This window comes from Hydrogenophaga sp. (genome assembly GCF_051858985.1).
Taxonomy (GTDB): domain Bacteria; phylum Pseudomonadota; class Gammaproteobacteria; order Burkholderiales; family Burkholderiaceae_C; genus Hydrogenophaga.
This window is the reverse complement of sequence record NZ_JBHYGM010000002.1, coordinates 190,026-213,327: the sequence shown is the minus strand read 5'-3', so window position 1 is coordinate 213,327 and position 23,302 is coordinate 190,026. Positions and strand designations below refer to the sequence as shown.

The following is a 23,302-nucleotide window of genomic DNA, read 5'->3' as shown; positions in this document are numbered from 1 at the left end:
TTGTCCTCGGAGTACCGCCATGAAAAGCCTGTCACACCTGAACACCGCGTTGAAGATCGTGGCCATGACGGCCATCGTGCTGGCGACGCTCAGCGTCCAGTCGCAAACCGTCTTTCCCTGGCCGAGCAAGCCGCTGGGCGCCACCATCAGCGCCAGGCCCATGACCATGCTGGTGGCCGGCCGCGACCACAAGTTCTTCTACGAGGCCTACAACGACGCCAGCGACATCGACGGCGACGGCACGCTGGACACGCGCTTCAAGCCGGCCATCACGTACTACGGCCTGTTCGACTCGACGCTGTGCTACGCCTACAGCGGCTCTGGCCTCACGGGTCTGTACAGCCCCGGCGCCACCGCCGATGCGCAGGGCCGCTGTTCAGCGAGCACCACGCACCGGTGGTCAGGCAACTGGCTGAACTATGTCACCACCAGCCGCATCGATGCCTTGCGCAAGGTGCTCTACGGTGGCTTCCGCGAAGTGGATAGCGCCACCCAGACCATCCTGCGCCGCGCCTACATTCCGCAGGACGCGCACAGCTGGGCCAAGGAATACCACAGCCAGGCCACCGACGGCTACCTGATCAGCGACTACACGCCGCTGGCGCAGCCCACTGCCACCGACCGCCGGCACTTCTTCGGCAACCTCACCGCCAACCGCGGCGTCAACTGCAGCACGCTCGACAACTGCAGCAACATGGCGCCGCTCCTGCGCATGCGCACCAACGTCGGCAATGACCGCCGCGTGTGGGAGTGGGCTTCCAAGGAACGCCCGGTGCTGCACGACAACCTGTCGTCGGGCGGCTTCCCCGCCGGGACCGACGCACAGGTCGACAACACGGTCCGCGTGCTGGTGTGCACAGCCACTTACAACGCCGGATGCCGCCGGTACCCCAACGGGCAATACAAGCCGATCGGCCTGCTGCACGAGTACGGCGAAAACGATTCGATGCTCTTCGGCCTGCTCACCGGCAGCTATGACAACCACATGTCCGGCGGTCGGCTGCGCAAGGTGGTGTCCTCCTTCTCGAACGAAGTCGTGGCCAACACCGGCATCTTCGAGACGAACGCGCGGATCGTGAACACCTTCAACCGGTTGCGCATTCGCGGCTTCAACCAGAGCAGCAGTTCGGACGAGTACTGGAAGTCCAACCCATACACCGACTCGGCACTGGCCGCGACCGAAGGCCAGCTGGTGGACTGGGGCAACCCGATCGGTGAGATGCTTTACGAGGCCACTCGCTACTACGCGGGCCAGGGTTCCGCCACCACCTCCTTCAACACGTCGACCACCTTCGACACGGCCGTGGGCCTGAGCAGTGTGGCCTGGGACGACCCCTACTCCAACACCAGCGCGGCCCGGGCGTCGTTCTGCTCACGCGCCAACTTCCTGACCATCTCCGACATCAATCCGTCGTTCGACTCGGACACGATGCCCGGCAGCACCTTCAACACCTTTGCCGGCGACATCACGGGCCTCAACGTCACGACATTGGGCAACACCATGACCGCTGTGGAGTCCAACATCACCGGCATGCGATTCATCGGCCAGTCGGGCACGGGCACCGGTTCCTACGACGCCGCACCCACGCCCAAGAGCGTGACCTCGCTGGGCACCATTCGCGGCCTGGCGCCGGAAGAGCCGACCAAGCAGGGCAGCTACTACTCGGCGGCGATGTCGTACTACGCCAAGACGACCGACCTGCGCCCTTCGCTGCAAGGCCGGCAGTCGGTCGACAACTACGTGGTGGCGCTGAGCTCACCGCTGCCGCGCATCGAAGCACGCCTGCCCAACGGCCGGATCATCAACCTGGTGCCGTTCTCCAAGTCGGTGGGCGGTTCCGGGATTTCTGCCACCAAAGGCAATTACCAGCCCACCAACCAGATCGTCGACTTCTACGTCGAACAGATCGCCAACTCGGGCGCTGCCGACGCCGACGCCTCGATCAATGGTGGCCGCTACTACGCCCGCTTCCAGATCAACTTCGAAGACGTGGAGCAAGGCGGTGACCACGACATGGACGCCATCTCCGAATACACCGTGCTGGCCAATGCGGACAACACGCTGTCCGTCACGGTCCGGCCCACCTACCAGGCCGGTGGCATCTACCAGAACATGGGCTACGTGATCTCCGGCAGCACCCAGGACGGGGTGTACCTCGTGGCCCGCGACGAGACGGGTTCGGGCTCCTACTTCCTGAACGTGCCGGCAGGTCGCACGCCAGGCTATTGCGACGTGACCACGCCACCTGCCGACTGCGCCACGCTGCCCAGCGTGGGCGCCACAGGCAACACCTTCGTCTTCACCCCCAACACCGGCACAGGCGGCGCCACGCTGCTGCGCGACCCGCTCTGGTACGCCGCCAAGTGGGGTGGCTTCGTCGACCGCAACAACAGCAATACGCCAGATCTCCCGCTGGAATGGGACGCCAACAACGACGGCGTGCCGGACACCTATTTCCTGGTGCAGAACCCGCTGAGGCTGCGCGAAGCCCTGCGCAAAGCCTTCGACAACATCATCGAGAAGAGCGGCAGCGGTGGCAACATCATCGCCAACAGCACGGTGCTCTCCACCGACTCGCTGGTCTATCAGGCCACCTTCAACAGCACGCGCTGGTCGGGCGACCTGGCGGCCTACCCGGTCACCGATGCGGGGGTGGGCTCGATCGCTTCCTGGCGTGCCGCCGACCACATCCCGGCACACGACTCCCGCAAGATCACGTACTGGTCTGACGCGACGGGCCCGGAAAAGGGCAAGTTGTTCACCTGGGCCAATCTTTCCGCACCCGAGCAGGCGCTGGTCAACAACAGTGAGCCCCTGCTGAACTACCTTCGAGGTCAGCGCACGCTGGAAATCCAGAACGGCGGCACCCTGCGCGATCGTTCCGTCAACACCGTGCTGGGTGACATTGCGCACTCTTCGCCCGCCTATGTGCGAGACACGGAGACTGTTTACGTGGGCGCCAACGACGGCATGCTGCACGCTTTCAACTCCCGCACGGGCGCAGAGCTGTTTGGGCACATTCCCAGCAGCGTGCTGCCCCGCCTGAGGAACACGGCCTCACCGGCCTACAACGACCAGCATGAATACTTCGTGGACGGCGACATCGTGGTGTCTTCCCGCACGCCGGTGATCACCAACAACTACCTCGTGGCCACGCTGGGCCGGGGCGGCAAAGGGCTCTTCGGGCTGGACGTCACCGACCCGGTGAACTTCGCGCCCGCCAACGTGCTCTGGGAGTACTTCTCGCCCACCGACCCGGACCTGGGCTACATGCTGGGCCGGCCTGTGCTGGCCACCATGAACGACGGCCAGCGCGTGGTGATCGTGGGCAACGGCTACAACAGCACCAGCCAGAAAGCCGTGTTGTACATCTTCAACCTCGTCACGGGTGCGCTGGTGCTGAAGATCGACACCGGCGTGGCGGGCGACAACGGCCTGGCAACACCGGGCCTCTTTGACAGCAACAACGATGGCCGGGTGGACTACGTCTATGCGGGCGACCTGTACGGCAACGTCTGGAAATTCGACCTGTCGGGTGCCAACGCCACCAACTGGGCGGCCGCCAACGCTGTGATGTCGCCCTTCTTCCAGGCCCGTGACGCAGCCAACGTGCCGCAGCCGATCACCGCGCCGATGCGGATCACGCGCAACGACGCGTCCTCCGACGTCAACTTCGGACAGCGATTCATCCACTTCGGCACCGGCAGCTACTTCCGCACCACCGACCCTGGCTCCACCGCCCAGCAGACCTGGTATGGCCTGATCGACCGGAACACCCCGATCAATGGCCGCACCAACCTGATGTCTCGCGCGGTGCAGACGACCGGCACATTCAATGGCGCTCCGGTGCGCACTTTCGCCACCGCCGCCGCGGGCGACATGGCGGGCCGCTCGGGCTTCTACCTCGACTGGCCGACACCGCCAGCGCCAGCCACGGCCGAGCGCGTCGTGACGGCTTCCAACATCTTCCGTCTGGCCGAGCCCACGTTGCTGGTGAGCTCGATCATTCCGGTGGTGGACGAGTGCACCCCTGGCGGCAACGGCTACCTGAACGCGATCAACCCGTACACTGGCGCCCGACTGTCAAGGCCATTCTTCGACGTCAACGACAATGGCCAGTTCATCGACGATGTGCTGGGCGGTGCCGGCAACTACATCGGCTCGATCGATCTCGGCGTGGGCATGCCGGGCGAAGCGATCCTGGTGGGCAACCGGCTCGCGGTGGGCGGCTCCAAGGGCACGGTTGAAGACATCCGCGTCAACACCGGTGCCGTGCCGATCCGCGGTCGCCTGACCTGGCGCGAGATCATTCGGGACTGACCACTTCCTTCACTGGATTCAAGACATGAGCAACCCCTTTCATCCCCTGCGCAGCGCCCTGCGGGCACAGCGTGGCTTCACGCTGGTCGAGCTGATGATCGTGGTGGCCATCGTCGGCATCCTCACGGCCATTGCCTTCCCCAGCTATACCGCCTACATGCAGAAGACCCGGCGGGCCACCGCCGGGGCCTGCCTGATGGAGCTGGCCCAGTGGACGGAACGCAACTTCACCACCTGCCTGGCCTACAACCGCACCGGCGCCGGCTGCGCCACCGCGATGACGTCCGCGCAATTGCCCAACCTGACCTGCCGCACCGATCTGGCTGGCATCTACACCTTCGGCTATTCCGCCAACCCCACGGCCACCGCCTACATCCTCCAGGCCGTACCTGGTGCGCCGCAAGCCGGCGACACCGCGTGCGCCACCCTCACGCTGAACCAGGCGGGCGCCAAGGGCGCCACAGGCACCACGCCGGCCGGTTGCTGGAGGTGATGGCGCCCGGGCGCGCCGAACCCGGCGCCATGGCACGGGCCCTGGAGCTGGCCCGGCTGGCCTTGCGCCTGTCCAACCCCAATCCGCGCGTGGGCTGCGTGCTGGTGGCTCCCGATGGTCGGGCGATCGGTGAAGGCCACACGCAGCAAGCCGGAGGCCCTCACGCCGAGATCATGGCCTTGCGCGATGCCCAGGCACGGGGAGAAGCCACGCGGGGCGCCACGGCCTTCGTCACGCTGGAACCGTGCTCGCACCACGGGCGCACGCCGCCCTGCTGCGACGCGCTCGTGCAAGCCCAGGTCGGCAAGGTGGTGGTGGCCACCACCGACCCCAATCCCCTGGTGGCTGGCAAGGGCCTTGAAAGGCTGCGCGCCGCGGGCATCGCGGTCGATCTCCTGCCACAAGACGACGCATGGGCGCTGGCCTCGCGCGAACTCAACGTCGGCTTCTTCAGCCGCATGACAAAAGGCCAACCGTGGGTGCGCATGAAGATGGCCGCTTCGCTCGACGGCACCACGGCGCTGGAAAACGGGGTGAGTCAGTGGATCACCGGTGACGCCGCGCGCGCCGACGGACACGCCTGGCGAGCCCGCGCCTGTGCCGTGCTGACCGGCGTGGGCACCGTGCTGGAAGACGACCCGATGCTGGACGTGCGGCTGGTGGAAACACCCCGGCAGCCTCACTTGGTCGTGGTGGACAGCCACCTCAAGACCCCGCCCGACGCCCGACTGTTCGAGGCGCCTGGGAACGGCCTGCCGCGCCAGGTGTGGATCTACCACGCCAGCGACAACGAAGATGCCATGGACCGCCTGAAGGCCCGGGGCGCCACGCTCATCCCCATGCCGGGTCCAGGGGGCAAGGTCGAACTGTCCGGCATGCTGCACGACCTGGGTCGGCGCGAGGTGAATGAACTGCATGTGGAGGCCGGGAGCAAACTCAACGGTTCCTTCCTGCGCGAAGGACTCGTGGATGAAGTGCTCCTCTACCTCGCGCCCTGCCTGCTGGGTGCGGGCGCCCGCCTGGCGGATTTCGGCCCGCTGCAGCAGCTGAGCCATGGCGTTCGCCTGGCGATTGCCCACCCCGAGATGGTCGGCGCCGATTTGCGCCTCCTGGCCCGCGTTCAGAACAACGCAAGCGAGAAAAGATAGTTCTTTAGTTCTCTTTTCTGCGTTACAGTGCCGGCCATGAAAACGGCACGGCTGACCCGACAAACCCCTGAAAGGCAGGTTCAGGGCTTCACCCTGGTGGAACTGCTGGCCGCAATGGGCCTGCTCGCCGTCATCGTCGCCTTCGCGGCACCCAGCTTCGCCAGCATGGCTCGCCGCCATCGTGTCGAGACGCTCAAGGACAACGTCATCGGCGCCATCCAGCTGGCCCGCACCGAGGCCATTCGCCTGGGTCAACCCGTGGTGTTGCGGCGTGTGCAGCCCTGCCCCGAAGCCAGTTCGAATGCCGACTGGCGCTGTGGCTGGCGCATGTTCGCGGACGCCAACGGCAATCAGGTCTTCGACGACGATGAAGCGCTGCTGCAGACCGCGGAGCTGCCGCCGGGCACCGTGTTCATCAAGGCCGGCGCGGTCAATGTCGGGGCCGTGGCCATTGACCGCTACGGACAGGTCACCCAGGCCGGCACGAGTCTGCGCATCTACCCAGCGGGCGATGGCTTTTCGGCCCGAGATGGCGTGATCGTCTGCTTTCCCGCGGGCAGTCGCGTGCGCACCGTGAAAGGCGCTGCCTCATGCTGAAGCGCGTCCACGCCCTCTTTCCACGCCAAAGGGGCGTGAGCCTGATCGAAAGCCTGGTGGCGATGCTGATCCTGGCCCTGGGCGTGTTGGGGCTGGCCGGTCTGCAGGCGGGCACGCTCGCCCAGGCACGCCATGCGAACGCACGCGCCGCCGCCGTGCAGATGGCCAACGATCTCCTGGAACGCATGCAGCTCAATCCTCTGGTGCGCGCCGCGCCCGCGGGCACGGCCTCCTACCAGATCGACTGGGGCGTGCACGTCGACAACGCGCCCGACTGCCAGAGCGGACCGTGCACGGGGGCGCAACTGGCGCGGCACGATCTTTCACGCTGGAAACGCTCATGGCAGACAGCACTACCTGGCGCCGACGCACGGGTGTTCGTGTCGCGAACCGATCCGCGTCAGCTGGGGGTGATGCTCGGTTGGGCCGACGCCGGCACGACGCCCTTCGGCCAGCCGCCCCTCCCGGCAGCCGAAGGCGACGACGTCGAGACCCGGTGCCCCTCCGGCCTGACCTGCCACCTCGTGTACGTGCGGCCATGAACAGGCGATGCAAGCGGCGTCACCGCGGTGTCGGTCTGGTCGAGCTCCTGGTCGCGCTGGCGATGGGGTTGCTGATTTCCGTCGCGGCCATCGGCACCATGGCGCACTCGCGCGCCACCGCCACGGTGCTGGGCGAAGCGATGCGGTTGCACCAGGACGCGGCCACCGCCATGCGCATCATCGAACACCAGGTGCGGCAGGCAGGGGCGCGGCGGCTGGTCGAAGTCCCGGGCGGCACGGTCGAATTTCATGCCGTCGACCCCGCGGGCGTGCCCGCGCTGGTGGACGGCACGCAGGGCAGCGGGACTGCGCCCGACACCTTGCGCACCGGCCTGGACGCTGATCCCTCGATCGACGCCCGCGACTGCCTGGGCAAACCCCCGATCGGCGATCGCATCCGGAACCGATTCGAGATCGTCGAGGGCAACCTCCGGTGCCTGGGGTCGGGCGGCAAGGACCCCCTCCCACTCATCGAAGGGGTGGAAGATCTTCAGGTGAGCTACGCGGTGCGCGTCGGGGACGGGGTCCAGTACGTCGCTGCCCCTGCCGACTGGAGCCTGGTGCAGGGCGTCATGGTGTGCCTGCGGATGGTGAGCCCGGCGCGCAGCACCGTGGCCAGCACGCTCACCGGCTGCCAGGATGAGGCAGTGCCCGATGATGGCCGCATGCGACGCGTTCTCGTACGCGTGATCAACCTGCGCAACAGCCGCGCGTGAACACTTCGCGGTCGACACAGCAAGGCGTGGCGCTCCTGGTGGTGCTGGCAGCCCTGCTGCTCACCAGCATCGCGTTGCTCGGAAGCCTGCAGGTGGGTTGGCTCGCCGAACGCCGTGTCGGCAGCGAAAGCGACACGCAGCGCGCGTTCGCCGCCGCCGAGGCGCTCATCCGGGACGCCGAACTGGACATCATGGGCCTGCGCGCCAACGGAACGCGATGCGACAGCGATCCAGCGGCACAACCGCCCTGCCGCAGCGGCACCGGCGCGAGCCCCTTCTTTCCGCAGGGCGACGAGGACCTCGACGTGCTGCACGCGCGCGTCGTGGCCGGCCACCGGCAGTGCTTGCAGGGTATCTGCCTGCCCGTTAGCGTGGACGCGCTGCAGGACGTCTGGAGCCAAGACCGCGCGGCCATGTCGTCGGTTGCCGCGACGTACGGTCAGTTCACCGGAACGGTGCCAGGGGACGACGGCAACCCCCTGCTGAGTGCGGCACCTCCGCGTGCGTGGTACTGGGTGGAGGTGTTCCGGTATTCGCAAGCCGGCGGCATCCTGAACCCCGCAGGGGACACCCCGATGCCCGATCGCCGTCATCCGTTCGTCTACCGCATCACGGCCTATGTACAGGGCCTAAAGTCGGGCACCCGCGTGCACCTGCGTTCGGTGTTCGTGCCCTACCCGCAGAACCCGACTCCATGAACCGCAAAGGCCCGTCGTGCATCGCATCCCGCTACTCCGTCTGGTCCTGATCGCCTGCAGCGCGCTGGGGTCCTGCGTACAGGCGGAACCCTTGAAGCTCATGCAGCACCCGCCGCGCCTCTCCCGCGAGCCGGCTCCCAACGTCATCGTGTCGGTGGACAACTCGTCCAGCCTCGGCCCTCGGGGGCTGATGGACCTCAAGGCGGGGCTGAAGTCGGCGTTTGCACCTCAGCACCTGGACCAGGATCGCGTCCGCCTCGCCTGGCAGGCCATGCACGGCTGCCGCGGACTGCCGGGCGACGCTCACGCCTGCCACGGCTACAACGGCATTCGCCGTCTGGACGACAGCCATCGACAGAACTTCCTGGCCTGGGCGGAAGGGCTTGAGCTGGGTAGGGGTTCGCCCGCACACGGAATGATCGATGCGGCAGGCCAGTACCTCAGCGCGTCCCACCCGGGAAACGACGGCGCCTGGGCCGCGGACCCGGGTAGAGAAGCGGAACCCAGACTGGCGTGTCGCAAGGCGCACCACCTGTTCCTCAGCGACGGCGGCTGGGGCCACGCCTCCAGCCGGGGCGTGGACACCGCCGGGCCCGACGACCAACGCGTGGCGCGCGGCAACAACCCGGACCGCGCGGCGGCCCAGCTGCCCGATGGCACGGCCTACACCGGCTCCGCCCCGCAGACCAGGCTCTACAGCGACGATTGGGGCACCGCTGAATGGAGCACGCTGTCCGATCTGGCCTTCCACTACTGGTCAAAAGACCTGCAGCCTGAGGTGCCGAACCAGGTAGCGCCCCGCTGGCAGACGCAGGTCAGCGAGAACTTCGGCACCGATGCCGCGCCGGCGGTGCTGGATCCCTACTGGAACCCGCGCAACGATCCCGCCACCTGGCAACACCTCGTGACGCACACCATTGGCCTGCGCCAGGCCACCGACTGGACGCTGCCCCCCACCTGGGCGGTCGACCAGTTCGCCGGTCTCGCGCCTCTCATCCGCGGCGAGGTGCAGTGGCCATCGCCTTTCTGCAACGCCGAGCGCACCGGCCCCGGCAACGAACCCTGCGACGGCGCCGAGACGTACAAATGGCGAGCGCCATTTCGCAAACCCGAGCTTTGGCACATGGCGCTGAACGGCCGAGGCCGGTTCCTCCCCGCTCCCGATGAGGCGGGCCTGATCGACGCACTGGGCAGCATCCTCGAGGCCATCACGCCCACCGACCCGCCTCGATGGACCAGCGTGGTCGGCAGCGCCAGCCGGCTGCGCGCCGATGGCATGGTGTTCATCGCTGGGTATGACGCCAGGCGCTGGAGTGGCGAGCTCACTGCGCAGCGCATCTCGGCCGACACGCACGCCATCAGCGATGCCCCGGTGTGGCGCGCCAGCGCGCTGCTCGATTCGCCGGAACTCAAGCCCTCCCAGCGCTTGATCCTGACGCACGACGGGCGCCAGGGCGTGACGTTCCAATGGGACCACTTCTCCGCGACGCAAAAGACACTTCTGCGCGGCCCCGAAAGCCACGCACGTGCCCGACAGCGCGTGGAGTACCTGCGCGGCGACCGCTTTCTCGAGACGCAGCACGGTGGGACCATGCGCCAGCGCAGTTCGCGCCTCGGTGACATCGTCAACTCCAACCTCTGGCACACCGGGCGCCCACTGCGGCCCGCCTTCGATCACCCCGGCCACGCCGATTTCCGCACGCGCCACGCCGCCCGCCGGCCGATGGTCTACGTGGGCGCCAACGACGGCATGCTGCACGCCTTCGACGCACAGACCGGCGCCGAGCGGCTGGCCTACGTGCCTCAGGCGGTCTTTGGCATCCTGCGTTCGTACACCTTGCCGTCTTACTCGCACCGCTACAGCGTGGACGGCCATCCCTTCACCGGCGACGCCGACCTGCGCGCCACAGAAGGCTCGCCCCCCGACTGGCGCACCGTGCTGGTCAGTGGCCTGGCCAGTGGCGGCCGCGGCTACTTCGTGCTGGACGTCACCGACCCCCAGAAGCTCTCGGCCGCATCGGTGATGCTGGACCGGACCATCGCCAGCGATGCCAGCGGCGAGTTTTCAGGCCAGGAAGACGTGGGCCACCTCCATGCGGCGCCCGCCGTGGACGACGTCACCCTGCGCAGCGAGCAGATCGTCAGGCTCAACAACGGGCGCTGGGCGGTGGTCATGGGCAATGGCGTCAACAGTCCGCTGGAACGCCCGGTGCTGCTCATCCAGCACCTGGACGGCGACCGCAGCCTCGTGCGGCTGGTGGCGAATTCACGGGAAAAGCAGTCCAACGGACTGTTTGCCCCGCGTCTCATCGACGTCAACAACGACGGCAGGATGGATGTCGCTTACGCGGGCGACCTGCAAGGGCAGCTCTGGAAGTTCAACCTGTCCGGCCCGAGCGAAGCCGATTGGGGGGTGAGCACGTGGGACGGCAGTGGCGAGACCTGCCGCGATTCCACTGCGTGCCAGCCGTTCTTTGTGGCAACGGACAACGCAACCCCGGCGAAGCGCCAGGCCATCACCACCGCTCCCCTCTGGCTGGCGCATCCCCTGGGTGGCATCCAGCTGATGTTCGGCACCGGCCGCCACCTCCAGCTCTCGGACGCCTCGGACGCCCAGGTGCAGACGATCTACAGTGTGTGGGACAAGGGTGCCATCCAGCAAAAGGACGGGCGCCTGATGCTGCTCGACAGCGCTCCGCTTGTCGCGTCGGCTGCGCGCACTGCGCTGGTTCGCCAGGAAGTGCTCGCCAGCCTGCCACGGGAGCATGGTGGTCCCGGCGACGCCGCACCCGATTTGTCTACCAGCACCGGGAACACCGTGGCCTACACGCGCGGCAACCACGCCACCACCCCGCGTGGCTGGTACCTTGATCTGCCGCAGCCCGGCGAACGCGTGCTGCAGGCCCCTGTGTATTTCGAAGGCCAGAAGGCCGTCATCACCAGCACCGCACCCGCGGACGTGAATGCCAGCGAAAGCTGCGAGGGCGGTGCGCTGGAAGATGATCACTGGCTCACCGTGCTCGACATCATCTCGGGCCGGCCCCCTGGCACGGCCGTGTTTGCACTGCCCGGCGTCACCGCGAACACACCCCGCGCCAGCCGCGCGAGCGTGAAGGCAGCGGAATTCATCACCCTCCCCGCACCCGGCAACCGCCTGGACCTCATTTCCGCGCGCAACGGGGCCGGCTGCACCGACCGGGCCTGTACCGACAAGGCCTCCCTGCTGGGCGCCAACGGCCCCGGCGTGCGGATGGATTGGCGCGAAATCCAGCGATGAAGCCGCGCGGATTCACGCTGGTCGAAGCCATGATCGTGGTGGCCCTCATCGCCGTGCTCGCGGTGATCGCGCTGCCCCACTACAACCAGTACGTGATGCGCAGCCACCGCGCGCACGCGCGCGCCGCGCTGATGAAACTGGCGCAATGGATGGAACGGGAAGCCACCGTGCGAGGCTCCTACCCGCTGACCAGCCAGATTCCGGCGGGCCAGCTCGTGGTGGAGGGAGGCCGCTACACGCTGGCAGTGACGTCCGAAACGGGTTGGAGCCACCAGCTCAGCGCCCTGCCCGCGGGCGCCCAGGCGGCGGACGCATGCGGCAGCTTCCACATCGACCACACCGGCCAGCGCAGCCAGGGGGCCACCGCCCTGGTGCCTGCACCCATGGAAAGCCGGAGCTGCTGGGAGCGCTGATTCCGCGTGCGCGAAGGCGGGCGAACCGTGCGTGCTCGAAAACCCTGCGAAAATACGCCGATGTTTACCGGCATCATCACCGGCGTGGGGCGCATCGCCGCCCTCCACGACCTGGGCAGCTCTTTGGAACACGGCAAGCGACTCACCATCGAGGCGCCCGCCGGGTACCTCGACGACGTGGGCCTGGGCGACAGCATCGCGCTCAACGGCGCCTGCATGACGGTCACCTCGATCGACCTGCCCCGCCACCACTTCACCATCGACGTCTCGGCGGAGTCGCTGGCCCGCACCACCGGCCTGTCGCAACCCGGCCACCGCCTCAACCTCGAAAAAGCGCTGCGCGCCCACGACCGCCTGGGCGGGCATATCGTTTCCGGGCATGTGGATGGCGTCGGTCAGGTCGTGCGCTTCGCCCAGGTGGGGGAAAGCTGGGAACTGCGCGTGATGGCGCCGCTCGCGCTCGGGAAATACCTCGCCTACAAAGGTTCGATCACCGTCAACGGGGTGAGCCTGACCGTCAACGAGATCAACGACAGCCCCCAGGGTTGCGAGTTCAGCATCAACCTCATTCCCCACACGGTGCAGAACACCGCGCTGGGCCAACTGACCGAGGGCAGCCCGGTCAACCTCGAAATCGACACCGTCGCCCGCTACGTGGAGCGCATGCTGGGCGCTGGCGCCCTCACCCCGAAGGAATCCGAATGAACGCCCGTGACAACCTGGCCCCGGTGGCCATCTCGCCCGTGGAGGAGATCGTCGCCGAGATGCGCGCCGGGCGCATGGTGATTCTGGTGGACGAGGAAGACCGCGAGAACGAAGGCGACCTCGTGCTGGCGGCCGACCACGTCACGCCCGAGGCCATCAACTTCATGGCGCGCTTTGGCCGTGGCTTGATCTGCCTCACGCTCACGCGCGAGCGCTGCGAGCGCTTGCGCCTGCCGCCGATGGTGCCGCGCAACGGCACGAAGATGGGCACGGCGTTCACCGTCTCCATCGAGGCCGCCGAAGGCGTGACCACCGGCATTTCGGCCGCCGATCGCGCACGCACGGTGCAGGTGGCCGTGGCGCCGAACGCGCAGGCGGGCGATCTCGTGCAGCCCGGCCACATCTTTCCCCTGCAGGCGGTCGAAGGGGGTGTGCTCATGCGCGCGGGCCACACCGAAGCCGGCTGCGACCTCGCTGCCATGTCCGGCTGCAGCCCGGCGGCGGTGATCTGCGAGATCATGAAGGACGACGGCACCATGGCGCGTCTGCCCGACCTGCAACTCTTCGCCGCCGAGCACGGGCTGAAGATCGGCACCATCGCCGATCTGATCGAACACCGGAGCCGCCATGAGAGCCTGGTGAAAAAGCTGGGCACGCGAACGATGAACACGGCCTTTGGCGAGTTCAGCGTCACAGCGTTCAGCGACGAGCCCAGCGGCGCGCTGCACCTGGCCCTGGTCAAGGGCCAGTGGAAGCCCGAGGACAGCATCGCGGTGCGCGTGCACGAACCGCTGTCGGTGCTCGACGCGCTGGAAGTCGGGCGAGCCATGCACTCCTGGAGCCTCGAAGCCAGCCTGCGCCACATTGCGCAAGCGGGCGCGGGCGTGGCCGTGCTGCTCAACTGCGGTGAAAGCGCGGCGCAATTGCTGGCCCAGTTCGAAGGCACGGCCCGTTCGGCGCAGGCGCCCGAGCGCGGTCGCATGGACCTTCGCACCTACGGCGTGGGCGCGCAGATCCTGCGCGAATGCGGCGTGCTCAAGATGCAGCTCATGGGCAACCCGCGCCGCATGCCCAGCATGGCCGGCTACGGGCTCGAAATCACCGGCTACCTCGGCCACAACGACTAAGAAACGGAAACCCACATGTTCGGCGCAGACAAAGGCACGCCCAGCCCGCTCGACGGCAGGAAACTCAGCATCGGCATCGTCCAGGCCCGATTCAACGAGGCCATCACCGATGCACTCTTCAACGCCTGTCTGAGCGAGTTGCTGGCACTGGGCGTGCAGGAAAAGAACATCGCCCACGTGAAGGTGCCCGGCGCCCTGGAAGTGCCCGTGGCCCTGCAGGCCATGGCCGAGCGCGACGACTTTGACGCCTTGATCGCGCTGGGCTGCATCATCCGCGGCGAGACCTACCACTTCGAACTGGTGGCCAACGAGTCCGGCGCGGGCGTCACCCGCCTCGCGCTCGATTACCAGATCCCCATCGCCAACGCCATCCTGACCACGGAGAACCTGGAGCAGGCGGTGGCCCGCCAGGTCGACAAGGGACGCGACGCGGCCCGGGTGGCGGTGGAGATGGCCCACCTCCTTCAAGAGATCGGCTGAACATGTCCCAGGAAATTCCTTCCCATACGTCCGACCAGCCTGGCAAGAGCGGCCCGACGGGCCGCAAGGCCGCGGACAAGTCGGCCCGCACCCGGGCGCGTGAATTCGCCTTGCAGGCGCTGTACCAGCATCTGGTGGGCCGCAATGCGGCGGTGGACATCGACAGCTTCACGCGCGACCTGGCCGGTTTCCACAAGGCCGACAGCGTGCACTTCGATGCCCTGCTTCATGGCTGCATCGCTCAGGCCGGCGAGCTCGACGCGCTGATCTCGCCGCGCCTCGATAGACCTCTGGCGGAGATCTCCCCCATCGAGCACGGCATCCTGTGGATCGGTGCCTACGAGTTCCAGCACTGCCCGGACGTGCCGTGGCGCGTGGCCCTCAACGAATGCATCGAGCTGGCCAAGTCCTTCGGTGGCACCGACGGCCACAAATACGTCAACGGCGTGCTGCACCAGCTCGCCGCGCAGTTGCGACCCGCCGAGGTGAACGCCGCCCCGGCTCGCGGTAGCTCTCGCAAGACGGCTCCATGAGGATCGCGCAACGCGCCCAGCGCATCGAACCCTTCTATGTGATGGAGCTGGCCAAGGCGGCGGCATCCATGGCAGCCGGCGCCCGCCCGGGCGAGCGGTCGATGATCTACCTGAACATCGGCGAACCCGATTTCACCGCGCCACCGCTCGTTGTGGCCGCTGCGGAACGCGCCATTCGCGACGGCCGCAGCCAGTACACGCCGGCCACCGGCCTGCCCGCGTTGCGCCAGGCCATCAGCAGCTGGTACGCATCACGCTTCGGCCTCTCCATCGACCCCGGGCGCATCGTGGTCACGGCGGGCGCTTCTGCGGCCCTGCAACTGGCCTGCCTGGCACTCATCGAGGCGGGCGACGAAGTCCTCATGCCCGACCCGAGCTATCCCTGCAACCGCCAGTTCGTCCAGGCCGCCGAAGGGCGCGCCGTGCTGGTGCCCAGCGGAGCCGACCAGCGTTTCCAGCTCAGCGCTGCCCAGGTGGAAGCCCACTGGACAGCCGCCACACGCGGTGTGCTGCTGGCTTCACCGTCCAACCCCACCGGCACGTCGATCGCGCGCGAGGAGCTTGAGCGCATTGCACGGCTGGTGCGGGAACGCGGCGGCATCACCCTGGTCGACGAGATCTACCTCGGCCTGAGCTACGAGGAAGCCTACGGCCACAGCGCGCTGGGACTGCCCGACGGCCTGGGCGACGAGGTCATCAGCATCAACAGCTTTTCCAAGTACTTCAGCATGACGGGTTGGCGCCTGGGTTGGCTGGTGCTGCCCACTGCGCTGGTGCCCGCGGTCGAGCGGCTGGCGCAGAACCTGTTCATCTGTCCCAGCACCATTGCGCAACATGCGGCGCTGGCCTGTTTCGAACCCGACAGCCTCACGGAATACGAACGCCGCCGCGCGGCCTTCAAGGCGCGACGCGATCATTTCATCCCGGAACTCAACCGGCTGGGGCTGAGCGTGCCGGTCATGCCCGATGGCGCGTTCTACGCCTGGGCCGACGTGAGCGGCCTGTGCGCCCGCTGGGGCATCCCACCGACGGGCGCGCGGCCGGACGAAGGCGGCAGCTGGGCGCTGGCCTTCGAACTGATGAAGCGCTGCCAGCTGGCCACCACGCCTGGGCGCGACTTCGGCACGGCCGAACCCGGGCGCTTCCTGCGCTTTTCCACCGCGAACTCGATGGCCCAGCTCCAGGAAGCGGTGACGCGGATGGAGCAAGCGCTGTGACAGCGGGCCAGGGCGCTCCATTCACGTGGCGTGTGCGGGTCTATTGGGAAGACACGGACGCAGGCGGCATCGTCTTCTACGCCAACTACCTCAAGTTCTTCGAACGGGCGAGAACCGAATGGCTTCGCGAGCTCGGCATTGGTCAGCAAAGCCTTCGCGACGAAGTCGGCGGCATGTTCATCGTGAGTGAAACCCGTGTGCAATACCATCGCCCTGCGCGGCTGGATGATTTGCTTCTGGTTACAGCCCGGGTGCAAGAAGCAGGCCGGGCCTCGCTCACAATCGAGCAGCGTGCGCTCCTCCCACCCCCGGAAACCGGCGCGCCTCCCCTGATGCTCTGCGAAGGGACCATCCGCATCGGCTGGGTTGACGCCCAAAGCCTGCGTCCACAGCGCATTCCCGCCCCGGTGCTGGAGGCCCTGCAAGCCAGGGGCTGAGCGTCTCCTTCGAAACTTTCATCCATCAACCGTCTCCGAGTACCCATGACCCAAGATCTATCCATCGTTCAATTGATGCTCAATGCGAGCTGGGTGGTGCAGGCCGTGGTGGTGCTGCTGGTGGTGGTCTCCGTGATCAGCTGGGCTGCCATCTTCCGCAAGGTGTTCGCCATCCGTCGCGTGCGCAACCACAACGACGACTTCGAGCGCGAGTTCTGGTCCGGCACGAACCTGAACGAGCTGTACGCCGCCGCTGCCCAGAGTGCGCGCCACGGCGGTCCCATGGAGCGCATCTTTGCCAGCGGCATGCGCGAATACCAGAAACTGCGCGAGCGCCGCATCACCGACAACGGCGCGCTCCTCGATGGCGCTCGCCGTGCGATGCGGGCGAGTTTCCAGCGCGAGCTGGACGCGCTGGAAGCCAACCTGTCGTTCCTGGGCACCGTCGGCTCCGTGGCCCCTTACGTGGGCCTGTTCGGCACGGTCTGGGGCATCATGCACGCCTTCACCGGCCTGGCCGCGCTGGCGCAGGTCACGCTGGCCACCGTGGCTCCGGGCATTGCCGAAGCGCTGGTCGCCACGGCCATCGGCCTCTTCGCCGCCATCCCGGCCGTGGTGTTCTACAACCGCTTCGCGCACGACATCGACCGCGTGGCCAACGGCATGGAGACCTTCATGGAAGAGTTCTCCAACATCCTGCAGCGCAACCTTGGTGCGCAGTCCCAGACCGCCTCAGGACACTGAACATGCCCGCCGTCTCCTCCCGCGGCCGAGGCCGCCGCACCATCAACGAGATCAACATGGTCCCGTTCATCGACGTGATGCTGGTGCTGCTGATCATCTTCATGGTCACGGCGCCACTGATCACGCCCAGCCAGATCGCGCTGCCCAGCGTGGGCCAGGCAGGTCGCCAGCCCGACCGCTTCGTGGCCGTGATGATCGACAAGGACGAGCAGATCACCGCGCGTGAGGGATCCGCCAGCGGTGAAGCGCAACCCGTCGCCCTCGGCCAGCTGGTGACGCGCGTGCAGCAGCTGCAGATGGCCAAGGGCAGCATGCCCGAAGGCGGGGTGCCGGTGGTGATCAGTGCCGACAAGAACGTGAAGTACGAAGCCGTTGTTCGCGTCATGGATACCTTGCAGCGCGCGGGCGTTGCGCGCGTGGGCCTGTCCGTGCAAACCTCGCGCTGAATTTCCCATCCCATTCATGCAATCCACCGCCGACCACCTCGACCTCGCCCCGCCGCGCGACGGACGCTGGCTGGGCCCCATGGGCCTGGCGCTGGTGGCGCACGGTCTGCTGGTGATCGCACTCACCATGGGCGTGCAGTGGCAGCACGATGCGGAACCGATGTCGGTCGAGGCAGAGCTCTGGTCGCGCACACCTCAGCAGGCCGCGCCACGCGAAGTGGCTCCCCCGCCGCCGCCGCCCCAGGTTCAACAGACGCCCACGCCGCCACCCAAACCGGCACCAGCGCCTGCCCCGGCCCCCGCGCCGCCGCCCCCCGGACCCACCCAGGCAGAAATTGCCACGGCGCAGGCCAAGAAGAAGGCCGAAGCGGACAAGCGCGAGCGCGAGGCAGAAGCGAAGAAAGCAGCCACCCAGAAGGCTGCGGCGGAAAAGTTGGCGGCGGAGAAGAAGGCCGCCGCTGAAAAAGCCGCCGTGGAAAAGGCCGCTGCCGAGAAGGAGCGTCAGCAGAAGCTGGCCGAACAGAAGCGCGAAGCCGAGCAAGCCCGCGTGGCGCAGCAGATTCGAGAAGACCAGATCAAGCGCATGATGGGCCAGGCCGGCGCCACCGGTGGTCCGCAAAGCACCGGCACCGCCCAGCACTCCAGCGGGCCGACGCCCGGCTACGCGGGCCGCGTCGCCGCCCGCATTCGGCCCAATGTTGTCTTCGCCGATGTGGCGCCAGGGAACCCACGCGCTGAAGTCGAGGTGCGCATGCAGCCCGATGGCACCATCTCATCGCGCAAGCTGGTCAAGAGCAGCGGCAACCCGGATTGGGACGAAGCCGTGCTGCGCGCCATCGACCGGACCGCGACCTTGCCCAAGGACACCAATGGCACTGTGCCACCTTCGATGGTGATCGGCCTGCGACCTCTGGACTGAGCGAAGCGCGGCCGGCGCGCTGCGTCTCCAATCCAGAAACGCCGCGGAACTGGCTTTGCCAGGCCGCTGGCGTTGTCCCCCTTTCAGGGGGAAGCCGCGCAGCGGCGCAGGGGGTGCTTTCTAGTCAAACACGATCTCTGCACGCTGCTCGTGCGCCTGAGCCATCCAGCTGGCCAAAGCGGCGTCGGTGGGGAAAAACAAGGCACGGTCGTCGAGCTGCAGCTCGCATTGCGCACCCTCTCTCATCAGGCTGAGTCTCACCGGCAGTCCCCGAACCAGTTCGCCCTGTTCGGTGATCTCGCGCTTCGGAGGGAATTCGCGCACCAGTTGCGCCACCGCCGGCGCGTGGCCGTTCACCGCGACGCGCAGGTACTTGCCGAAACGGCAGCGCGCAGCGGCCAGGTCCCACACCTGCTGGATCTTCAGGCGCACGCCGCCCGAGAACCGGTCGGGTTGTGCCACGGCCTGCACGATGATGAGTTCGTCGTCCTTGAGAAGGTGCCGGTGGGCGTTGATGAGGTTCTCGTCGGCGCTGGTTTCAAACACGCCGGTCTTGTCGTCGAGCTTGAAGAGCGCGAGCTTGCCGCGCTGGCCGTTGATGACGCGAAAGTCGGTGACGATGCCTGCCAGGATCTGCGGGTCGCGGCTTTCCATCACATCACCCAAAGGCGTGCGCGCGAACCGGCGCACCTCGCGCTCCACTTCGTCGAACAGGTGGCCCGAGAAATAGAAACCGATGGCGCTCTTCTCATGCGTGAGGCGCTCCTTGATGCCCCACGGCGTCACGGACACCAGGTCGGGCTCCTGCGTGCTGGAGCCGTGGTCGTCGCCACCCATCATGTCGAACAGGCCGCCCTGGTTGGCGTTGGCGAGGCTGGCGGCGGCAAACTCGAACGCGCGGTCCACCGAGGCCAGCAGTTCGGCCCGATTCAGGTGCAGTGAATCGAATGCGCCGGCCTTGATGAGAGCTTCCACCGTGCGCTTGTTCAGGCGCGTGCGATCAACGCGCACGCAGAAGTCGAACAGGCTCCTGAACGGTCCCTTCTCATCGCCCCTGGGGCCTTCGCCGCGGCCTTCGCGCGCGGCCACGATCGCCTCGATGGCCTGCTGGCCTGTGCCCTTGATGGCGCCCAGGCCGTAGCGGATGGACTTGTCGGTGATGGGCTCGAAGCGGTGGACGCCACGGTTGACGTCCGGGGCCTCGAACGCCATGCCCATCTTCTGGGCGTCCTCGAACAACACCTTGAGCTTGTCGGTGTCGTCCATTTCCACCGTCATGTTGGCGCAGAAGAACTCGGCCGTGTAGTGCACCTTGAGCCAGCCCGTGTGGTAGGCCAGGAGCGAATAGGCGGCGGCGTGCGACTTGTTGAAGCCATAGCCCGCGAACTTCTCCATAAGGTCGAAAACCTCGTCGGCCTTTTCCTGCACGATGCCGTGGGTCGCGAGCGCACCGGCGCGGAACTTCTCGCGGTGCTCGGCCATTTCCTCGGCCTTCTTCTTGCCCATCGCGCGGCGCAGCAGATCGGCGCCACCGAGCGAATAGCCACCCAGGATCTGCGCCGTCTGCATCACCTGTTCCTGGTAGACCATGATCCCGTAGGTCTCGGACAACATCTCCGCGACCGCGGGGTGCGGGTACTCCACCGGTTCGCGGCCGTGCTTGCGGTTGACGAAACTGGGGATCAGGTCCATGGGACCGGGCCGGTACAGCGCGTTCAGGGCAATCAGGTCCTCCAGCCGGCTGGGCTTGGCGTCGCGCAGCATGCCCTGCATGCCGCGGCTTTCAAACTGGAACACCGCTTCGGTCTGCCCGCGCGAGAACAACGCGTACACCTTCGCATCGTCCAGCGGCACGTCCTCGAAGCGGAAACCCTCCTGGCCGGGATGGCGCTTCATGATGAGTTCGCGCGCGATCTCCAGAATGGTGAGCGTGGCCAGCCCGAGAAAGTCGAACTTCACGAGGCCGATCGCCTCCACGTCGTCCTTGTCGTACTGGCTCACCGCCGATTCGCTGCCGGGCTGCGCATACAGCGGGCAGAAGTCGGTGAGCTTGCCCGGCGCGATCAGCACACCGCCGGCGTGCATGCCCACGTTGCGCGCCATGCCCTCAAGCTTCTGTGCGAGCTCGATGAGCGTCTTGACGTCGTCTTCCTTCTGGAGGCGCTCGGCCAGCACCGGCTCCATCTCGATCGCGTAGTTGTTCTTGTCGCCATCCTTCTTCGGAACCGGCGGGTATTGCAAGGTCACCGACATGCCTGGCTTGTTCGGGATCAGCTTGGAGATGCCATCGCAGAAGCCGTAGGAGAAATCGAGCACGCGACCCACGTCTCGAATGGCTGCGCGCGCGGCCATGGTGCCGAAGGTGGCGATCTGGCTCACGGCGTCCTTGCCGTACTTGTCCTTCACATAGTCGATCACCCGGTCTCGGTTGGACTGGCAGAAGTCGATGTCGAAGTCGGGCATGGACACCCGCTCCGGGTTCAGGAACCGTTCGAACAGCAGCTTGTACTGCAGGGGGTCGAGGTCGGTGATCTTGAGCGCATAGGCCACCAGCGAGCCAGCGCCAGAGCCACGGCCGGGACCCACAGGACATCCATGGTTCTTGGCCCAGTTGATGAAGTCGCCCACGATGAGGAAGTAGCCGGGGAACCCCATCTTCAGGATGGTGTTGATCTCGAACTCGAGCCGCTCCACATAGCGCGGGCGCTCGGCGTCGCGCTTCACCGGATCGGGGTACAGGTGGGCAAGACGTTCCTCCAGCCCCTCGAAGGAGGACCGGCGAAAGAACTCCTCCATGGGCATGGGCACGCCATCGATCAGTGGCGTGGGGAAATCGGGCAACTGCGGCTTGCCCAGCGTCAGCGTGAGGTTGCAGCGCCGGGCGATCTCCAGCGAGTTGGCGATCGCCGAAGGCACGTCGGCGAACAGCGCCTGCATCTGCGCAGCGCTCTTGAAATACTGCTCGCGGGTGAAGCGGCGCACGCGGCGGTTGTTGCCCAGGATCTCGCCATCGGCAATGCACACGCGCGCCTCGTGGGCTTCGTAGTCGTCGGCCTCGAGGAACTGCACGGGGTGCGTGGCGACCACGGGCAGATGCAGGCGCGCAGCAAGCTGCACGGCCTGGCTCACGTGCCGTTCGTCATCGGCACGGCCGGCGCGCTGCAGCTCCAGGTAGAAGCGATGGGTGAAGAGCGTGGAGAGCTGCAAGGCCAGATCGGCAGCGCGTTGCGTGTCGCCCTGCAGCAAGGCCTGGCCCACCGGACCTGCCTGAGCACCCGACAGCAGGATGAGCCCGGCGTTGAGTTCCTGCAGCCAGTCGCGGTGCACCACGGCCTGGTCCCGCGCACCGTTGCGCGTCCAGGCACGGGCGAGCAACTCGCAGAGGTTGAGGTAGCCCTGGTGGTCCTGCACCAGCAGCAGCACGCGGGGTGCGGCTGGCTGGTGGCTGCCGGGCATGGCGCCGGGCGTTTCCTCGGCAAAACCTTGCAGCATCACCTCGGCGCCAATCAGCGGCTTGACGCCGGCGCCACGCGCGGCCTTGTAGAACTTGACCGCGCCAAACAGGTTGTTCAGGTCGGTGATGGCCAGTGCAGGCTGTCCGTCGGCGGCCGCAGCGGCCACCACGTCGTCGATGCGGTTGGTGCCATCGACGATGGAGAATTCGGTGTGCAGGCGCAGGTGTGTGAACATCCGGCCATTTTAGGAGGCTCGGATCAGGCGAACCACCTCACACGATGGGTTTCACATCTTCCTTCAAGAGCTGCAGCACTTCCGAACGGAACTCGCGGCTGTAGAGGATGGCGACCACCAGCAGCGTGGCTCCCACCATCGCCATGGGCGATACGAACCAGGCCAGCGCGGCAAACGAAAAGTAGTAAGCGCGCAGGCCGTCATTGAACGTTTCAGCAGCCGCACCCACCATGCCGGCGGCACGCTTGGCGTAGGACTCCCGGTCGGCCTTGCCCGATTCGAAATCGGCAGCGGGCGGCATGGCGCCGATGACCAGCGCCACAAACGTGTACTGCCGCATGCACCATGAAAAGCGAAAGAAGGCGTAGACGAAGATGGCCACCATGACCAGGATCTTGAACTCGAAAACCACCAGGGTGGTGGTCTGCGCGAACGGGATCTCGCTCATGAGTTCGGTGGCCTTGTCGGTGGTACCGAGCAGGGCAAACAGGCCACCGATGACGAGGATCGATGTGGAGGAAAAAAAGGCCGGCGTGTTGGACAGCGTCTGCGTGATCAGGCCATCGAGCATGCGCGGTTCGCGTGCCGTGGTCTGCATCATCCAGTAGGCCCGATAGCGGTTGGTGGTCTGGATCAACGAGCCCACCTTGCGGCCCCAGACCCGGGCGAACCAGGCGTAGCCTGTCCACAGCGCAAAAAAGCAGACCAGCGCCAGCCAGTCTGCCCAGGGGATGATGCTGAGGACTTTCATACGGCAAATATACGCTCCGCCATCCCTTACCGTTCGCCCTGAGCCTGT

At 66.8% G+C, this 23,302-nt stretch carries 20 protein-coding genes; 18 read left to right on the top strand and 2 right to left on the bottom strand.

The window, feature by feature from the left end; genetic code table 11:
• Nucleotides 1-19 precede the first annotated feature (19 nt).
• The 18 genes from ACTIEY_RS07365 to tolA all read left to right on the top strand — a co-directional run bounded on the left by ACTIEY_RS07365 (nt 20) and on the right by tolA (nt 18,813).
• Nucleotides 20-4,321, top strand: coding sequence for a pilus assembly protein (locus ACTIEY_RS07365; protein WP_439518468.1), 4,302 nt, complete (start codon nt 20-22; stop codon nt 4,319-4,321).
• A 25-nt stretch (nt 4,322-4,346) separates the two neighbouring features.
• Nucleotides 4,347-4,814, top strand: coding sequence for a type IV pilin protein (locus tag ACTIEY_RS07360; RefSeq protein ID WP_439518467.1), 468 nt, complete (start codon nt 4,347-4,349; stop codon nt 4,812-4,814).
• 29 nt (nt 4,815-4,843) lie between these two features.
• Entirely contained in the window at nt 4,844-5,962 is a 1,119-nt protein-coding gene (gene ribD / locus ACTIEY_RS07355) for a bifunctional diaminohydroxyphosphoribosylaminopyrimidine deaminase/5-amino-6-(5-phosphoribosylamino)uracil reductase RibD (protein ID WP_439518466.1), read from the top strand.
• A 36-nt stretch (nt 5,963-5,998) separates the two neighbouring features.
• The gene (locus ACTIEY_RS07350) at nt 5,999-6,559 is read left to right on the top strand and encodes a GspH/FimT family pseudopilin (protein ID WP_439518465.1); all 561 of its coding nucleotides are present in this window, start codon (nt 5,999-6,001) and stop codon (nt 6,557-6,559) included.
• Nucleotides 6,553-7,101, top strand: coding sequence for a type IV pilus modification protein PilV (gene pilV / locus ACTIEY_RS07345; RefSeq protein ID WP_439518464.1), 549 nt, complete (start codon nt 6,553-6,555; stop codon nt 7,099-7,101). Before ACTIEY_RS07350 ends, pilV begins: the two co-directional genes overlap by 7 nt.
• On the top strand, nt 7,098-7,817 hold the full coding sequence (locus ACTIEY_RS07340; protein ID WP_439518463.1) for a PilW family protein: 720 nt from the start codon (nt 7,098-7,100) through the stop codon (nt 7,815-7,817). Before pilV ends, ACTIEY_RS07340 begins: the two co-directional genes overlap by 4 nt.
• A complete protein-coding gene (locus ACTIEY_RS07335; RefSeq protein WP_439518462.1) occupies nt 7,814-8,515 on the top strand; it encodes a pilus assembly PilX family protein in 702 nt (233 codons plus the stop codon). The genes ACTIEY_RS07340 and ACTIEY_RS07335 overlap by 4 nt, the downstream gene beginning before the upstream one ends.
• A gap of 100 nt (nt 8,516-8,615) precedes the next feature.
• On the top strand, nt 8,616-11,792 hold the full coding sequence (locus ACTIEY_RS07330; protein ID WP_439519420.1) for a pilus assembly protein: 3,177 nt from the start codon (nt 8,616-8,618) through the stop codon (nt 11,790-11,792).
• Nucleotides 11,789-12,205: a type IV pilin protein gene (locus ACTIEY_RS07325; protein ID WP_439518461.1), complete on the top strand. Its 417-nt coding sequence runs from the start codon at nt 11,789-11,791 to the stop codon at nt 12,203-12,205. The genes ACTIEY_RS07330 and ACTIEY_RS07325 overlap by 4 nt, the downstream gene beginning before the upstream one ends.
• Before the next feature lie 60 nt (nt 12,206-12,265).
• Nucleotides 12,266-12,910, top strand: a complete 645-nt coding sequence (locus ACTIEY_RS07320) for a riboflavin synthase (RefSeq protein ID WP_439518460.1) — start codon at nt 12,266-12,268, stop codon at nt 12,908-12,910.
• On the top strand, nt 12,907-14,037 hold the full coding sequence (gene ribBA, locus ACTIEY_RS07315) for a bifunctional 3,4-dihydroxy-2-butanone-4-phosphate synthase/GTP cyclohydrolase II (RefSeq protein ID WP_439518459.1): 1,131 nt from the start codon (nt 12,907-12,909) through the stop codon (nt 14,035-14,037). Before ACTIEY_RS07320 ends, ribBA begins: the two co-directional genes overlap by 4 nt.
• A gap of 15 nt (nt 14,038-14,052) precedes the next feature.
• Nucleotides 14,053-14,517, top strand: coding sequence for a 6,7-dimethyl-8-ribityllumazine synthase (gene ribH, locus ACTIEY_RS07310; protein ID WP_439518458.1), 465 nt, complete (start codon nt 14,053-14,055; stop codon nt 14,515-14,517).
• A 2-nt stretch (nt 14,518-14,519) separates the two neighbouring features.
• Entirely contained in the window at nt 14,520-15,050 is a 531-nt protein-coding gene (gene nusB / locus ACTIEY_RS07305) for a transcription antitermination factor NusB (RefSeq protein ID WP_439518457.1), read from the top strand.
• A complete protein-coding gene (locus tag ACTIEY_RS07300) occupies nt 15,047-16,267 on the top strand; it encodes a pyridoxal phosphate-dependent aminotransferase (RefSeq protein ID WP_439518456.1) in 1,221 nt (406 codons plus the stop codon). The genes nusB and ACTIEY_RS07300 overlap by 4 nt, the downstream gene beginning before the upstream one ends.
• On the top strand, nt 16,264-16,704 hold the full coding sequence (ybgC, locus tag ACTIEY_RS07295; protein WP_439518455.1) for a tol-pal system-associated acyl-CoA thioesterase: 441 nt from the start codon (nt 16,264-16,266) through the stop codon (nt 16,702-16,704). Before ACTIEY_RS07300 ends, ybgC begins: the two co-directional genes overlap by 4 nt.
• 45 nt (nt 16,705-16,749) lie before the next feature.
• Nucleotides 16,750-17,448 carry a protein TolQ gene (tolQ, locus tag ACTIEY_RS07290; RefSeq protein WP_439518454.1) on the top strand — a complete coding sequence of 233 codons (699 nt, stop codon included), beginning with the start codon at nt 16,750-16,752 and terminating at the stop codon, nt 17,446-17,448.
• A 2-nt stretch (nt 17,449-17,450) separates the two neighbouring features.
• Nucleotides 17,451-17,894 (top strand): biopolymer transporter ExbD, encoded by a 444-nt coding sequence (locus ACTIEY_RS07285; RefSeq protein ID WP_439518453.1) that lies wholly within the window; start codon nt 17,451-17,453, stop codon nt 17,892-17,894.
• A 16-nt stretch (nt 17,895-17,910) separates the two neighbouring features.
• Nucleotides 17,911-18,813 (top strand): cell envelope integrity protein TolA, encoded by a 903-nt coding sequence (gene tolA, locus ACTIEY_RS07280; RefSeq protein WP_439518452.1) that lies wholly within the window; start codon nt 17,911-17,913, stop codon nt 18,811-18,813.
• A 120-nt stretch (nt 18,814-18,933) separates the two neighbouring features.
• On the opposite strand, the gene dnaE is transcribed toward tolA, so the two are convergent.
• Both dnaE and ACTIEY_RS07270 read right to left on the bottom strand, forming a co-directional pair.
• Nucleotides 18,934-22,503 carry a DNA polymerase III subunit alpha gene (gene dnaE, locus ACTIEY_RS07275; protein WP_439518451.1) on the bottom strand — a complete coding sequence of 1,190 codons (3,570 nt, stop codon included), beginning with the start codon at nt 22,501-22,503 and terminating at the stop codon, nt 18,934-18,936.
• 37 nt (nt 22,504-22,540) lie between these two features.
• Nucleotides 22,541-23,254 (bottom strand): DUF599 domain-containing protein, encoded by a 714-nt coding sequence (locus ACTIEY_RS07270; RefSeq protein ID WP_439518450.1) that lies wholly within the window; start codon nt 23,252-23,254, stop codon nt 22,541-22,543.
• Between the last annotated feature and the right edge of the window lie 48 nt (nt 23,255-23,302).

Bases quoted from the DNA above. Each gene is read 5' to 3' on its own strand.
- ACTIEY_RS07360 (WP_439518467.1), top strand. From the start codon at position 4,347: ATGAGCAACCCCTTTCATCCCCTGCGCAGCGCCCTGCGGGCACAGCGT.
- nusB (WP_439518457.1), top strand. From the start codon at position 14,520: ATGTCCCAGGAAATTCCTTCCCATACGTCCGACCAGCCTGGCAAGAGC.
- ACTIEY_RS07270 (WP_439518450.1), bottom strand. From the start codon at position 23,254: ATGAAAGTCCTCAGCATCATCCCCTGGGCAGACTGGCTGGCGCTGGTC.
- ACTIEY_RS07300 (WP_439518456.1), top strand. From the start codon at position 15,047: ATGAGGATCGCGCAACGCGCCCAGCGCATCGAACCCTTCTATGTGATG.
- tolA (WP_439518452.1), top strand. From the start codon at position 17,911: ATGCAATCCACCGCCGACCACCTCGACCTCGCCCCGCCGCGCGACGGA.
- ribH (WP_439518458.1), top strand. From the start codon at position 14,053: ATGTTCGGCGCAGACAAAGGCACGCCCAGCCCGCTCGACGGCAGGAAA.
- ACTIEY_RS07330 (WP_439519420.1), top strand. From the start codon at position 8,616: ATGCAGCACCCGCCGCGCCTCTCCCGCGAGCCGGCTCCCAACGTCATC.
- dnaE (WP_439518451.1), bottom strand. From the start codon at position 22,503: ATGTTCACACACCTGCGCCTGCACACCGAATTCTCCATCGTCGATGGC.
- ACTIEY_RS07325 (WP_439518461.1), top strand. From the start codon at position 11,789: ATGAAGCCGCGCGGATTCACGCTGGTCGAAGCCATGATCGTGGTGGCC.
- ribBA (WP_439518459.1), top strand. From the start codon at position 12,907: ATGAACGCCCGTGACAACCTGGCCCCGGTGGCCATCTCGCCCGTGGAG.
- ribD (WP_439518466.1), top strand. From the start codon at position 4,844: ATGGCACGGGCCCTGGAGCTGGCCCGGCTGGCCTTGCGCCTGTCCAAC.
- ACTIEY_RS07365 (WP_439518468.1), top strand. From the start codon at position 20: ATGAAAAGCCTGTCACACCTGAACACCGCGTTGAAGATCGTGGCCATG.
- tolQ (WP_439518454.1), top strand. From the start codon at position 16,750: ATGACCCAAGATCTATCCATCGTTCAATTGATGCTCAATGCGAGCTGG.
- ACTIEY_RS07320 (WP_439518460.1), top strand. From the start codon at position 12,266: ATGTTTACCGGCATCATCACCGGCGTGGGGCGCATCGCCGCCCTCCAC.
- ACTIEY_RS07350 (WP_439518465.1), top strand. From the start codon at position 5,999: ATGAAAACGGCACGGCTGACCCGACAAACCCCTGAAAGGCAGGTTCAG.
- ACTIEY_RS07285 (WP_439518453.1), top strand. From the start codon at position 17,451: ATGCCCGCCGTCTCCTCCCGCGGCCGAGGCCGCCGCACCATCAACGAG.
- ACTIEY_RS07340 (WP_439518463.1), top strand. From the start codon at position 7,098: ATGAACAGGCGATGCAAGCGGCGTCACCGCGGTGTCGGTCTGGTCGAG.
- pilV (WP_439518464.1), top strand. From the start codon at position 6,553: ATGCTGAAGCGCGTCCACGCCCTCTTTCCACGCCAAAGGGGCGTGAGC.